15 protein-coding genes are annotated in these 12,300 nt (G+C 63.6%); 9 read left to right on the top strand and 6 right to left on the bottom strand.

Annotation, left to right across the window (positions count from 1 at the left end; translation table 11 throughout):
- Positions 1-44 precede the first annotated feature (44 nt).
- From BANT918_RS10790 to BANT918_RS10760, 7 genes are all read left to right on the top strand, one after another.
- Positions 45-620 (top strand): 1-acyl-sn-glycerol-3-phosphate acyltransferase, encoded by a 576-nt coding sequence (locus BANT918_RS10790; RefSeq protein ID WP_101620258.1) that lies wholly within the window; start codon positions 45-47, stop codon positions 618-620.
- Between the two features lie 42 nt (positions 621-662).
- On the top strand, positions 663-1,103 hold the full coding sequence (arfB, locus tag BANT918_RS10785) for an alternative ribosome rescue aminoacyl-tRNA hydrolase ArfB (protein ID WP_101620257.1): 441 nt from the start codon (positions 663-665) through the stop codon (positions 1,101-1,103).
- A 66-nt stretch (positions 1,104-1,169) separates the two neighbouring features.
- Positions 1,170-1,673: a DinB family protein gene (locus BANT918_RS10780; RefSeq protein WP_101620256.1), complete on the top strand. Its 504-nt coding sequence runs from the start codon at positions 1,170-1,172 to the stop codon at positions 1,671-1,673.
- A gap of 106 nt (positions 1,674-1,779) precedes the next feature.
- Complete coding sequence (locus BANT918_RS10775) at positions 1,780-3,507, top strand: carbon starvation protein A (protein WP_101620255.1); 1,728 nt, start codon at positions 1,780-1,782, stop codon at positions 3,505-3,507.
- A 3-nt stretch (positions 3,508-3,510) separates the two neighbouring features.
- Complete coding sequence (locus BANT918_RS10770) at positions 3,511-3,816, top strand: cory-CC-star protein (protein WP_418904347.1); 306 nt, start codon at positions 3,511-3,513, stop codon at positions 3,814-3,816.
- A complete protein-coding gene (locus BANT918_RS10765) occupies positions 3,807-4,790 on the top strand; it encodes an ArsA family ATPase (protein WP_101620254.1) in 984 nt (327 codons plus the stop codon). The genes BANT918_RS10770 and BANT918_RS10765 overlap by 10 nt, the downstream gene beginning before the upstream one ends.
- A 111-nt stretch (positions 4,791-4,901) precedes the next feature.
- On the top strand, positions 4,902-6,110 hold the full coding sequence (locus BANT918_RS10760) for a N(5)-(carboxyethyl)ornithine synthase (RefSeq protein ID WP_101620253.1): 1,209 nt from the start codon (positions 4,902-4,904) through the stop codon (positions 6,108-6,110).
- Positions 6,111-6,144: 34 nt separating this feature from the next.
- Here BANT918_RS10760 and BANT918_RS10755 read toward each other — a convergent pair whose 3' ends face one another.
- Complete coding sequence (locus BANT918_RS10755; protein WP_101620252.1) at positions 6,145-6,375, bottom strand: alpha/beta fold hydrolase; 231 nt, start codon at positions 6,373-6,375, stop codon at positions 6,145-6,147.
- Positions 6,376-6,799: 424 nt separating this feature from the next.
- On the opposite strand from BANT918_RS10755, the gene BANT918_RS10750 reads away from it, so the two are divergent.
- Positions 6,800-7,432 (top strand): class I SAM-dependent methyltransferase, encoded by a 633-nt coding sequence (locus BANT918_RS10750; RefSeq protein WP_101620251.1) that lies wholly within the window; start codon positions 6,800-6,802, stop codon positions 7,430-7,432.
- A gap of 418 nt (positions 7,433-7,850) precedes the next feature.
- On the opposite strand, the gene BANT918_RS10745 is transcribed toward BANT918_RS10750, so the two are convergent.
- The 5 genes from BANT918_RS10745 to BANT918_RS10725 all read right to left on the bottom strand — a co-directional run bounded on the left by BANT918_RS10745 (position 7,851) and on the right by BANT918_RS10725 (position 11,675).
- The gene (locus BANT918_RS10745; RefSeq protein WP_101620250.1) at positions 7,851-9,869 is read right to left on the bottom strand and encodes a heavy metal translocating P-type ATPase; all 2,019 of its coding nucleotides are present in this window, start codon (positions 9,867-9,869) and stop codon (positions 7,851-7,853) included.
- A gap of 68 nt (positions 9,870-9,937) precedes the next feature.
- A complete protein-coding gene (gene cmtR / locus BANT918_RS10740; protein WP_101620249.1) occupies positions 9,938-10,303 on the bottom strand; it encodes a Cd(II)/Pb(II)-sensing metalloregulatory transcriptional regulator CmtR in 366 nt (121 codons plus the stop codon).
- Between the two features lie 425 nt (positions 10,304-10,728).
- Entirely contained in the window at positions 10,729-11,082 is a 354-nt protein-coding gene (locus BANT918_RS10735; RefSeq protein WP_233430450.1) for an RES domain-containing protein, read from the bottom strand.
- 16 nt (positions 11,083-11,098) lie between these two features.
- Complete coding sequence (locus BANT918_RS10730) at positions 11,099-11,419, bottom strand: HigA family addiction module antitoxin (protein WP_101620247.1); 321 nt, start codon at positions 11,417-11,419, stop codon at positions 11,099-11,101.
- Positions 11,394-11,675, bottom strand: coding sequence for a type II toxin-antitoxin system RelE/ParE family toxin (locus BANT918_RS10725; protein ID WP_101620246.1), 282 nt, complete (start codon positions 11,673-11,675; stop codon positions 11,394-11,396). Before BANT918_RS10725 ends, BANT918_RS10730 begins: the two co-directional genes overlap by 26 nt.
- Positions 11,676-11,830: 155 nt before the next feature.
- Here BANT918_RS10725 and BANT918_RS10720 point away from each other — a divergent pair, with 155 nt between their 5' ends.
- Positions 11,831-12,232, top strand: coding sequence for a hypothetical protein (locus tag BANT918_RS10720; protein ID WP_101620245.1), 402 nt, complete (start codon positions 11,831-11,833; stop codon positions 12,230-12,232).
- Positions 12,233-12,300: the final 68 nt, after the last annotated feature.

The following is a 12,300-nucleotide window of genomic DNA, read 5'->3' as shown; positions in this document are numbered from 1 at the left end:
AGGGCTGGGAGCTGCGGACTCGACAATGCTCTACGGTAGTGAGCATGCTCCGACGTCTCGCTGCCCGTGCCTTCTGGACCTTCAGCCGCTGGAAGCTTGTCACCCAGCCGGCACCGGATCGACCCACCGTACTCATCGGGGCTCCGCACACCTCCAATTGGGACTTCGTCGTCATGCTCGCGATCGCCTGGAGCCAACGTATCGAGGTGCACTGGTTGGGGAAGAAGAGCCTGTTCACCGGCTGGCGCGGTCCGATCATGCGTGGGCTCGGCGGCATTCCCGTCGACCGTGCAGATCCGAAACGTGTTGTCGCCGAGATGATCGACCGAGTCCATTCGGGTGACGTCTTCGGCCTCGTCGTCACCCCCGATGGAACCCGCAAGGGGCACACCCACTGGAAGTCGGGCTTCTACCGCATTGCCCAACAGACGGGAATGCCGGTGACCCTCGGCTTCGTCGATCGGACTACGTTGACCACCGGGCTCGGACCCACGATCGAGGTCACCGGCAATGTGACTGCGGACATGGATCGCATCCGCTCGTTCTACGCGGACAAGTCGGGCATCCGCCCCGAGAACCGCGTCGAACCACGCCTGCGCGAGGAACTCGAGACCGACTGAACGAGTACCGGATGGGAGTCTGCCCCGAGTAGACTGGGTGCCATGGACGACCTGCGCGTGCCGGCCGGACCGGGGATCCCCCATGGCCTCGTGATACCCGCCGGCGAGATGACGGAGCAGTTCTCTCGCTCGTCGGGTCCTGGTGGGCAACATGTGAACACCTCCGATTCTCGGGTGCAGCTGCGCTTCGACATCGGAACGACGACCGTGCTGACCGAGGCACAACGGGAGCAGGTCTTCCAACGGCTTTCTGCCAAGCTCTCCGGGGTGGTGCTGACCGTGAGCTCAGAAGAGCAGAGATCTCAGCTGCGCAACCGCAACGCCGCCAGGCAGCGACTGGCCGAACTTCTCCGAGAGGCTCTCGCCCCGCCCGTCGATCGCCGACCGACTCGACCGTCGAGGAACTCTCGTCGTCGGAGGGTCAGAGCCGAGCGTCGTCGCTCCGAGATCAAGCGCAATCGTCGACGACCGCAACTCGATTGACACCTCTGCCGACGCCAGCCTCGTCGCCGAATGACAACTCGGGTGCCGAAGAGCACAATGGGCCCTATGAACAGCATTGAGATTCTCACCGACATGGCCCAGCGACCTGTCGATGCGGCCAAACGACTCCCCCACCTCACCGCAACCCAACTCAACGCACATCCGGCCGACCACCCCAATTCCATCGCCTGGCTGTTGTGGCACAGCGGACGTGAGGTCGACGTTCAGCTGTCCGACCTCACCGGCGCGGCACAGCAGTGGCAGCAGTTCCGGCCGAGATTCGAGCTGGGAGACCTCGGTGACACTGTCGGCCTCGGTCATTCCCCGGAGCAGGCCAGCCAGATCAGGGTCACCGACCAGCAGCTGCTCGTCGCCTACCTGGAGGCCACCCTCACCGCGCTGAGTGAATATGTCGAGAGCCTCACGGACTCCGCCCTCGGCGAAGTCATCGATGACAGTTGGACTCCCCCGGTCACCCGCGGCGCGCGACTGGTCTCCATCGTCGATGACGCCGCAGTCCACGTCGGCCAGGCCGCCTACGCCGCAGGAGCCATCACTCATTCACACTGAATGCTGAGGAAGTTCAAACGAAACGCTGATGTTGGTACACTGACGGAAAGCAACGGCTGAACCTCAATCCGTCTGCGCAATGACGCAATGACGAAAGGCATACTTGATGAGTCCCGTCCTCCTGATGGTGATCGGTCTCGCGATCCTGGCACTCGGATACCTCGTGTATTCGAAGTACCTCGCGAAACGCGTGTATCGCCTCAATGACGAATTCCGCACCCCATCCCACGAACTCAAAGATGGGGTCGACTACGTCCCCACCAACAAATTCATCCTCTGGGGCCACCACTTCACCTCGGTCGCCGGAGCCGCACCCATCGTCGGTCCGGCCGTCGCGCTGATCTGGGGCTGGGTCCCCGCCTTCCTCTGGGTCACACTCGGCACGGTCTTCTTCGCCGGGATGCACGATTTCGGTGCACTGTGGGCCTCGGTGAGGAATAAGGGTCAATCGATCGGTGCCCTGTCGGGCCGCTACATCGGCAAACGCGGAGCCGGCCTGTTCCTGGTCGTGATCTTCATCCTTCTGCTCATGGTGATCGCGGCCTTCGCCGTCGTCATCACCGGCCTGCTCATCTCGACTCCGACTGCGGTCATTCCGACCTGGGGTGCGATCGGCGTTGCTCTGCTGGTCGGCCTGGCCGTCTATCGTCTGCGCATGCCACTGGTGTGGGTCACCATTGTGGGCGTCATCGCGCTCTACAGTCTCATCGCCCTCGGCAATGCTGTTCCCGTCGTCCTGCCGGAGACGTTCCTCGGCATGACCCCGACGGTCTTCTGGATCCTGACGCTGTTCGTCTACGGAGCCTTCGCGTCATTGCTTCCGGTGTGGGTGCTGCTGCAGCCACGCGACTACATCAACGGCGTTCAGCTGTTCATCGGCCTCATCCTGCTCTACGGAGCGGTGGTCGTCGGCATGTTCGTCACCGACGGTGCCCACAACATCGTGACACCGGCCATCAACATGAACGTTCCCGAGGGTACTCCCAGCATGGTGCCGCTCCTCTTCGTCACGATTGCCTGTGGCGCGATCTCCGGTTTCCACGGCATGGTCTCCTCGGGCACCAGTTCCAAACAGCTGGACAAAGAGACTGACTCCCGATTCGTCGGCTACTTCGGTGCCGTCGGCGAAGGCCTCCTGGCACTGGGCACGATCATTGCGATCTCCGCCGGGCTGCGCACGGTTGCCGAATGGAAAGAGCTCTACAGCGAATTCGGCCAAGCCGGCGTGCAGTCGTTTGTCCAGGGCGGTGGCATGCTCATGGAATCCGGACTGGGCCTGCCTGCGTCGCTGAGCACCACTTTGCTCGCCACGATGGCAGTGCTGTTCGCTGCGACTTCGCTCGATACCGGATTCCGACTCATGCGGTTCGTCGTCCAGGAGATGGGCGAACGCGTCAACCTCAAGATCGGCAAGTACACCGCAACCGGAGTCGTCGTCGTGCTCGGCATGGGTCTGACCTTCTCACAGGGGCTGGGAGGAGAAGGCGGTCTGCGCATCTGGCCGCTCTTCGGCACCACCAACCAGCTGATGGCATCACTGACGCTGATGATCCTCGCGGTGATGCTGATTCGGAAGCGGCGCAACCCGTGGCCGGCGCTCATCCCGCTGGCCATCGTGTTCGTCATGTCGTTCTGGGCAGCAATCGATCAGCTCTTCAGCTTCGCGGCCCCGGGAAGCGCTGACTGGCTGCTGTTCATCATCGACTGCATCATCATCATCAGCAGTGTGTTCGTCGCGATCGAAGGCATCAAGGCGATCATCCGGGCTCGTAAGGAACCGCCGGAGTCCGACGATGCCGATGAGCAGCTCGAAGCGGTACGCGAAGAGGTATGACGTTTGCCTGACACCAGCGGCATGGACGCGGCTCAGCCTTGGACGAGGGAACTCGCTCAGCGCTGGGCCGCGTTCCGTGACGGTTTGGACGAGTTCTACAAGGGGCCCTACCGTCAGATGTTCGCCCGGGAGAAGCAGAATGAGGATGATTTCTTCACCCTGATCGTTCTGGGCGAAGCACTCGGTGTGCCCGATCCCGCCGCGTACTACACGGCTGAGTTCCTCCCCAGCCTCTACCAGGACTTCCACGCATGGCATCGTCGCATGGGCATGCCCGACTCACCTTTGGACCACATCGCATGCTGCTGAAATCAATAGACGGCCTCCGAGTGGTCTTCGTCGGTGGTAAGGGCGGCGTCGGGAAGACGACGGTCGCCTCGTCCCTGGCCGTGGCTCACGCACTGCGCGGCAAACGAGTTCTCGTCGTCTCCACGGACCCTGCCCACAACCTCGGGCACCTCTGGGACCGTGAGGTCGGTGACGCACCCGTGCGACTGACCAGCTTCACCGAGAACGACACCTCCGGCGGATATGTCGATGGAATGGAGATCGATCCGAAAGCGACGCTTGAACGACACTTGGCCTCCGTCGAACGCACGATGAAGCGGATGCTTCCCGAACGCATGCGTCCCCATGCCGAACGCCACCTCGCTTTGGCGCGCGAGGCTCCCGGCAGCTTCGAATCTGCTGTCCTCGAACGTGTCGCCGACGCGGCGGCACTGGGCATGGAGGCCTACGATCTCGTTGTCTTCGATACCGCGCCGACGGGACATACGCTCAGGCTCCTCGCCCTCCCTGCGCAGCTGACGACGTGGACAGAGTCGCTGCTGAAGAACCGTGACCGCTCAGAACGCTATTCGGCGGCGATGCGCAGCATTGCAGGGACATCCGGTGATGATCCTTCGACCGAGGCGGATGCGCAGCTGCGTCGGACCCTGATTCAGCGCCGGGACCGTTTCGAGAATCTGCGCACGGTGGTCACCGACCGGGCACGGACCGGCTTCCTCATCGTATTCACCCCTGAGAGAATGCCCGTTGCCGAGACCCTGGAGCTGGCGAAGTCCCTCACGGACATCAAGATCCCACTGTCGGCGCTGGTGGCTAATCGGCGTTCGCCCGCGGATGCCGGTCAGCTGCTCAGGGACCGCCGCGACGCCGAAGACTCACAGGTGGAACGCGTGAAGCTGACGCTGCCCGACATTCCTCTGTCTGAGCTCCCGCTGATGCCAGGTGAGCTGGTGGGAAGCCAGGCGCTCGTGGACTTCGCCCACCTGCTGTCCTGAGCGCTCTCACCGCTTCGCATCGGGCCTGATTCGGCAGAAGGTCAGATCCCAGGCGGTTGCGCGTATAGTCGAAGAGGAGCTGACTGCAGTTCCACGACGATTGGAGGCCGGATGCCCGGCACCGCTCAACCGACCAGAACCTCGGCGAACATTGACGCGCCGAACAACGATCTGCTCAGCCTCGGCCTCCTCGCCGACTCCTCGATGGAGAACGAGAGGCGACTGCCGATCCATCCCCATCACCTCGACCGCATCGACCCCGAGGTCCGAGCCCGGATGATCGTCGAACGCGGCTACGGTGCCGACTTCCAACTGGAACCCGGCTATATCGAAGCGCGTGTCGGACGAGTCGCGGAACGCTCCGAGGTGATCGCCTCCGCTGAGGTGCTGCTCCTGCCCAAGCCCCAGTCCGACGATGTGGAGTCCATTCCCGAAGGCCGCATCCTGTGGGGATGGCCGCACTGTGTCCAAGATGCCGAGATGACACAGACCGCGATCGACCGCCGACTCACACTCATCGCGTTCGAGGCGATGAACCACTGGACACGTCAGGGAGACTTCAGTCTGCACGTGTTCCACAAGAACAACGAGCTCGCTGGCTACTGTTCTGTCCAGCACGCTCTGAGCCTCCGCGGTTCGACCGGTGACTACGGCCCACGACTCAGCGCGGTCGTCATCGGATTCGGTGCGACGGCACGTGGTGCCGTGACCGCACTCAAGGCACAGGGAATCTACGACATCCAAGTGCTGACCCAGCGAGGGGCCGCAGCCGTCGGATCGCCGATCCACAGCGCACACATCACCCAGCTCAACACCGACGAGGGTCCCACCCATCTGAGTACGGTGGTCACCGACGACGGCGACGTTCTGCTCCCGACCTTCCTCGCCTCACACGACATCGTGCTCAACTGCACGCTCCAGGACGTCTCCGCGCCGATGACCTACCTGCGCACAGAGGATCTCAGGGAATTCACCCCAGGCAGCCTGATCATCGACGTCTCGTGCGATGAGGGAATGGGCTTCGAATGGGCGAAACCCACCACATTCGACGACCCGATGTTCACCGTCGGCCAGGGAATCAGCTACTACGCCGTCGACCACAGTCCGTCGTACCTGTGGAATTCGGCCACGTGGGAGGTCAGCGAAGCACTCCTGCCCTACCTCCGCACAGTCCTGGAAGGACCGGATGCGTGGGCACAGATTCCCACCATCTCTCGGGCCATCGAAATCGAGGGCGGAGTGATCAAGAATCCGTACATCCTGAGTTTTCAGGACCGGAAGCCCGAGTACCCGCATCCCCGTGCTGCCGGGGAGGGCTGAGCCCGCACCACAACGGCGAACATTGCTTCGCCCCTCAGAGAGCGAGCATTGCCGTAGTGACCGCACCGCTCGCTCCCCCTGGCCCCAGTGTTCCCATCTCCTCGCGGAGCAGCAGATGCGCGCCGGTAATCGCTGCTGCGAGGGCTTCATCGTGACCGACAGGAAAGAACAGGTCCGCTCGGCCGCGGACGATCAGAGTCGGGATTCGCAGATTGCCCGAGCGCTCACGCCAGCGCGGTGAGCAGTCGAGTCGAGAGAAGATCATGCCCAACTGGTTCACCTCGTGGCGTTGCCTCTCCCGGGCGAGGGGCCACTCCCAGTTTCGTCCGGCGCCGGGCGAGCGAACAGGCTCGACAAGATGGCCTGATCGTGGTCGGGCAGGGGATCCTCATCGCGACCGAAACTCTCCACACCGAGCTCGACGCCGTTCACTCTCATCGAAGCCGTATGGCACGATAACACCAGGTGCTGGCTGAGGCTTCGCCGTCACAAGCTGCGTTCATCATCCGCGGTGCAGCCAATGTCACCCGGTCGCGAACCTCGTCGTGTCGATCGATCACCACGTGGCAGCCAAGCGCCCCGATGACGGAGGAAGGACGGCGAGCCAAGTTGACCAGGGCGACCGCAAGCCGCGACGTCGGTGACCGCGCACACAGAACCTGTAGAGTTCGTCGGCGTAGCCTGGCAACATGGCACAACACCGTTCCTCGTGGGACCCTTACACATCTGGTGCACGGTTCTATGACCTGTTTTCGGGTGAGGTCTTCTACCGGACCGGCCGCGTCGCTGGGATTGCAATGCTGGGTCTGCAGCCGGGCGAGGTTGTGCTCGACGTTGGCTGTGGCACCGGCCTGAACTTCGAACGCCTGAAAACGGCAGTGGGTCCAACAGGGCGAGTGATAGGACTCGACCGCAGCGAGCACATGCTGCGCGTCGCCCACGACCGCATCGACCGGAACAGGTGGACGAATGTGTCCCTGGTTCGCGCCGACGCGACCTGCTTCACCGCCGACCAGCTCCCTGCCGATCACATCAACGCAGTGCTGGCGACCTACGCACTCAGCGTCACAGGCGATCCTGACGCCGCCTGGCGGCGAATCAAAAGCGTTGCGAAACCCGGGGCTCGGGTGTGTGTGGTCGACATGCAGAAACCGACCGGGTGGGCTCAGGTGTTCACTCCGCTGGCACGACTTGCCTGCTCAATGGGCCGTTCTGATATCGAGGCCAAACCGTGGCAGCTCCTGCAGCGCGACGCGCGCCAGGTTCAGGTCCGCAGTCTTCGCGGCGGGCACATCCAGGCCGCCTGCGGAACGATGCCCTGACCCCAGCCCTGCTGCAGGCTGCTCGTCAACAGTGTTCGGGGCCGGCACAGCGGCATCTGCGAGACGCGAAAACTCCGCGTTCGATCCCATGGTGTGTTGTACAGGTGTGGTCCGCCCCCGCGTGTCCCAGCCGAGTCTTCAAGCAACCTTCAGCGGCGTGCCCTCGACGGCCTATTCCCCGCAGCACGCGCCGCCCCACTCTCTGTGCTTTTCGATCACCGCCCTTGATGTGCTGCTCACACCCAGGCAGTTTCCCGACATTTGGCGCCAGACGATCCGATCACGGAATCAACTTCGGACGGAATACGGCAATAACGACAGCCGTCGAATCGGAACTCCACCGCTGTCGGCAGTCGAATGACACCTCAGCGACCATCGTGTCCGTCCCGAGACGAGCAGGCCACGATCAGGCGCATGGTTATACCGATTGTGCCATCGCGCCGTGCACCCGCACCGCAGCCGGTTTGCGCGCGGCGCGGACGCCGTTGAGGATTACGACGACCTCGGCGACCTCGTGGACGAGAACGACACCGGCCAGACCGAGCACGCCGAACAAAGCGAGAGGGAACAGGACGACGATGATCGCCAGCGCCAGGGCGATGTTGGCCGTCATGATGCGCCTGCCTCGGCGGGCGTGAGCAATGGCGGCAGGGAGCAGTCGCAGGTCGTGGCCGGTGAAGGCGATGTCGGCCGACTCCACCGCGGCCGCGGAGCCCGTCGCTCCCATAGCAATGCCCACGGTCGCAGACGCCAGCGCGGGGGCATCGTTGATGCCATCGCCGACCATCGCAGTCGGGCGCTCCGCCGTCAAGCGCGTGATCGCGTCGGCTTTGTCGGTCGGGAGCTGTTCGGCGCGCACATCATCGATGCCGGCCTCGACAGCCAGCGCGCGGGCGGTGCGGGCGTCGTCTCCGGTGAGCATGACAGTGTTGATGTCTTGAGCGTGGAGCATCCGCACGGTTTCAGCGGCCTCGGGTCGGAGCTCGTCGCGCACGCCGATCAGGCCCACGGTTCCCCCGTCGGCTTCAACCACCACGACGGTCATGCCGGCCTCAGCCAGCTCATCAGCATCGGTACGCAGACCACCCGGATCAATCCACCTGGGGCTGCCGATCCTGATCACGCGCCCGTCGACACGGCCGAGAACTCCGCGCCCCGCGTCTTCACTCACATCACTCGCCACCTGGGCATTGGGCACGGAGGCGCTGATGGCGGAGGCCAACGGGTGCGTGCTGGCCGCTTCAACTGCGGCCGCCCATGTCAGCAAGGTCTCACGGGCGATTCCGCTGACGGTGCGGACCTCGGTCACCTGAGGATGGCCCTGCGTGAGGGTCCCGGTCTTGTCGAACGCGACTGTGCGAAGGGTGCCGAAGCGCTCGAAGGCGGCCCCTGACTTGATGACCACACCGAACTTGGACGCTGAGCCGATAGCGCTGATGACGGTGACGGGCACGGCGATCGCCATCGCGCACGGTGAGGCGGCGACCAGCACGACGAGCGCCCGCTCGACCCATGTCCAGGGGTCGCCGACGACAACCTCGAACAGCGCCACGAGTCCGGCGGCCACCAGCACAGCAGGGACGAGGGGCCGGGCAATACGGTCAGCCAGCCGGGCGCGCTCTCCCTTACGGGCGTGTGCCTGCTCGACCAGCTCGACGATCTGGGTCAGCGAGTTCTCACGCCCGTCAGCCGTAGCCTCGATAAGCAGTGAGCCTGAGCCGTTGACAGACCCTGCGGGCACTGGTTCGTCGGGCCCGACTTCGACGGGGATCGACTCCCCGGTGACAGCGGAGGCGTCGATACTGGACCGCCCCTCAACGACGACACCATCAGTCGCAAAACGCTCGCCTGCGCCGACCCTAAGGAGATCGAGCTTGCGCACATCTGCCACCGGAACGACCGTGTCGCCTCCCTCCTGGGAGATGCGAGCAGTCTCAGGGATCAGAGCCAGCAGCGCGCGAAGACCCTCCTTCGCGCGAGCCATCGCGCGATCTTCCAAAGCTTCTGCCAAGGAGAAGATAAACGCCAGTGCGGCAGCCTCGGGAACGTGGCTGAGCAGCACCGCGCCGACCGCGGCGATCGTCATCAGCAAACCGACACCGAGCCGTCCGTGGAGCAGTCCGCGCACCGCGCCGGGCGCGAACGTCCAGGCGCCGGCCAGCAGAGCAATCCATTGCGTCACCAGTGCAGAGATATCCAGGCCTGACCAGACCAGCACATACCCGACGAGGAGGAACACCCCCGAGATCGCCGAGGGCAACAGGGCAGCATCTTTCCACCACTGTGGGCGGGCTTCAGGCTCCTCGCCCGGTTCTGACGGGCCTCGTACTGGGTCAGGCCCACAGCACGCATCTCCCTCATCGCGCCTCACATCCGCAGCCTCCTCGCCGCCGCAGCAGGCATCTCCCGAGGAATTCGAGGCGCCCCCGTCAAGCATGCGCAGGAGCGTTCGACGGCTGCTCCTCTTCGGACGAATCGGCTCATCGACCCCGCAGCACTCGTCGCTCACTGCGATTCCCCCTCGCAGGCTGCGCGACAACCCGGCACCGTGCACTGCGGGTCCAGGCAAGGAACACTCTCATCGATTGCCAGCGTCACGTCGACCAGCGCGGTCAGCGCCGCAGCAATGTGGCGGTCGGCGATCTCATACCGGGTTTGGCGCCCCTCTTGCTCGGATACGACAATGCCACAGCCCCGCAGGCAGGACAGATGGTTAGACACGTTCGTACGCGTCAGCTCCAACTCGCGGGCGAGTTTCGCCGGGTATCCGGGCTCGTCGAGGAGGGCCAGAAGGATGCGAGAGCGAGTCGTGTCCGCCATGGCGCGGCCGAGCCGGTTCATGACTTCTACCCGCGAAGCAATAGTCAGCATACACTGACCATACAGCAATCGATGACCTATCCTCTACGCGCAGATGGTGGCCGGAGTGGCAAAGTTAGGGACTGATGCAGAGTTTGGTGATATTGCTCTGAGCGACAACCCCGAACCTACCAACGACCGGAATCGAGCCACCGCCGAGCGGGCAGAGCTCACGTGCGCCTCAGCGATATGCAGCGAGCAGCGAAACAATGATTGAGGATCACGCACTCGAAGGATCAGTGCACAGTCCCATCGCGATGGCAATGACCCATTCCACAACTCGTGCACGCGCCGCCCGGTTTACGACGAAAACGCCCCCAACCCGAGTTCGGGTCGGCCACCTGATTGGTCGCTCGCCCCACTCGCATCGTTCATTCACACGTTGATTCTGGACTCCACCGCGTTCCGGCATGGACCAACCTCTTTCGCTGCCCGCGTCAGTCAGCATCAGCGACCATCCACGACGCTGGGATGCCACCAGACGAAGCGACCGTCTGCCACGGAGCGAGAGCATCAGACAGATCAATTCCGACCCGTTCTAGAGCAGCAGGATCACGGAGGTCGACGATGTGGGATGCCTCTACATCGACCTCAAGGATCTCGAGCAACGGCGACCGCACGCCCTTGTGGGCGATCATCGCAGCGTTGACGCCCGCGACCGACGAGCTCAGGTACAGGGTCGGTTCGTCGGGCCTCGAGTATCGACCCGCCGAACGTGATCCCCCAAGCGCGAACTCACGGAACTCTGGATCAATCGCACGGTAGAAGACCCCGCGAATGGTGCGCATCATCATGCAGCTTTGCCGTTCATGCGACCTTTAGTGGCGTGATCGCGGCGAGCTTGCCGCACAGAGCGCGACGCTCGAGCCGCAGCTCGTAGTTCGACTGCAAGTTCATCCAGAGCTCCTCGGACGTCCCGAAGTACCGCGCCAGACGGATCGCGGTATCGGCCGTGATGCCCCGCTTGCCGTGCACGATCTCGTTGATCCGCCGCGGCGGCACGCCGATGGACACGGCGAGCTTGTTCTGCGTGATCCCGAATCCCTCGATGAAGTCTTCCATGAGGACCTCCCCCGGGTGTATCGGCTCGATCAAGTCGCTCTCAGTGGTAGTCGACGAGTTCGACATTGTCCGCACCTCCCTCTCTCCAGACGAAGCAGAGACGCCATTGCGCGTTGACCCGGATGCTGTGCTGCCCGCGGCGGCCGCCAGTCAGACGCTCCAGGCGGTTGCCCGGCGGGACCCGGAGGTCCTCGACATTCTTCGCCGCATGGATCAACTCGAGCTTCCGCAGGGCCGCCCGCTGCACCTTCCAGTCAACCCGTTTGACGTACTGCTCATGCCAGATGCGCTCGGCGTCCTTGCTGCCGAACGATCTGATCACGAGTCCAGTGTATAACGGACGCCGTCATTAACGCTATACGTTAAACCGAAACTCCACCGCGTTCCGTAACCAAATAACCTTTGAGCTCGCGAGCAGCAGCCTACGCTTGGCGAGTCCGCGCGAGTATCTGGTTGCTAGGAGGCAATAATGCAAGCATGTCCGTTTCGGAAGCGTGGGCACAGACCCGGCGCACGCTATTACTCGAGTTGGCGGCGCTGCCCGTCAAGGGTGATGCCATGCAGTGGCAACGGCGTCTGGCAGACGCGATCATTGACGCGGAACATCCCGACGCCGGGATCGACCGGGCAGAAGCGAAACTGCACCGGCATCTGCTGCGTGTGATCGCCGACGGTTTGGTGCACACACTGCTACCCGAGCACACCATCCGGTCACTGTCGCGTCATCCCGGCAAGCCGGCGTCGTTGTCAGCGCAGGGCGCCGACTTCGACTTCGTCTTCGCCCAGGCACACAAGCTTTGCGACCTCGGAGTAATCCCAAAAGGGGTATCCATCTTGATGCCGATGGACGGGGCCGGTCTGCCGGGTAGGGTCGGGTGACGTAAGGGCCCCCGCGCTGCGTCAACAGCCGGGGGCATGGACTACACCGTCAAGGGGTGTATGTCGTG

The organism is Brevibacterium antiquum CNRZ 918 (assembly GCF_900169145.1).
In the GTDB taxonomy this organism is placed as follows: Bacteria; Actinomycetota; Actinomycetes; order Actinomycetales; family Brevibacteriaceae; genus Brevibacterium; species Brevibacterium koreense.
Note: the sequence above shows the minus strand (reverse complement) of the source record. Positions and strands in the feature narration are given on the sequence as shown.

Excerpts from the sequence above, each read along its gene's own strand:
- BANT918_RS10790 (WP_101620258.1), top strand. The coding sequence starts at position 45 with ATGCTCCGACGTCTCGCTGCCCGTGCCTTCTGGACCTTCAGCCGCTGG.
- arfB (WP_101620257.1), top strand. The coding sequence starts at position 663 with ATGGACGACCTGCGCGTGCCGGCCGGACCGGGGATCCCCCATGGCCTC.
- BANT918_RS10780 (WP_101620256.1), top strand. The coding sequence starts at position 1,170 with ATGAACAGCATTGAGATTCTCACCGACATGGCCCAGCGACCTGTCGAT.
- BANT918_RS10775 (WP_101620255.1), top strand. The coding sequence starts at position 1,780 with ATGAGTCCCGTCCTCCTGATGGTGATCGGTCTCGCGATCCTGGCACTC.
- BANT918_RS10765 (WP_101620254.1), top strand. The coding sequence starts at position 3,807 with ATGCTGCTGAAATCAATAGACGGCCTCCGAGTGGTCTTCGTCGGTGGT.
- BANT918_RS10760 (WP_101620253.1), top strand. The coding sequence starts at position 4,902 with ATGCCCGGCACCGCTCAACCGACCAGAACCTCGGCGAACATTGACGCG.
- BANT918_RS10755 (WP_101620252.1), bottom strand. The coding sequence starts at position 6,375 with ATGATCTTCTCTCGACTCGACTGCTCACCGCGCTGGCGTGAGCGCTCG.
- BANT918_RS10750 (WP_101620251.1), top strand. The coding sequence starts at position 6,800 with ATGGCACAACACCGTTCCTCGTGGGACCCTTACACATCTGGTGCACGG.
- BANT918_RS10745 (WP_101620250.1), bottom strand. The coding sequence starts at position 9,869 with ATGCTTGACGGGGGCGCCTCGAATTCCTCGGGAGATGCCTGCTGCGGC.
- cmtR (WP_101620249.1), bottom strand. The coding sequence starts at position 10,303 with ATGCTGACTATTGCTTCGCGGGTAGAAGTCATGAACCGGCTCGGCCGC.
- BANT918_RS10735 (WP_233430450.1), bottom strand. The coding sequence starts at position 11,082 with ATGATGCGCACCATTCGCGGGGTCTTCTACCGTGCGATTGATCCAGAG.
- BANT918_RS10730 (WP_101620247.1), bottom strand. The coding sequence starts at position 11,419 with ATGTCGAACTCGTCGACTACCACTGAGAGCGACTTGATCGAGCCGATA.
- BANT918_RS10720 (WP_101620245.1), top strand. The coding sequence starts at position 11,831 with ATGTCCGTTTCGGAAGCGTGGGCACAGACCCGGCGCACGCTATTACTC.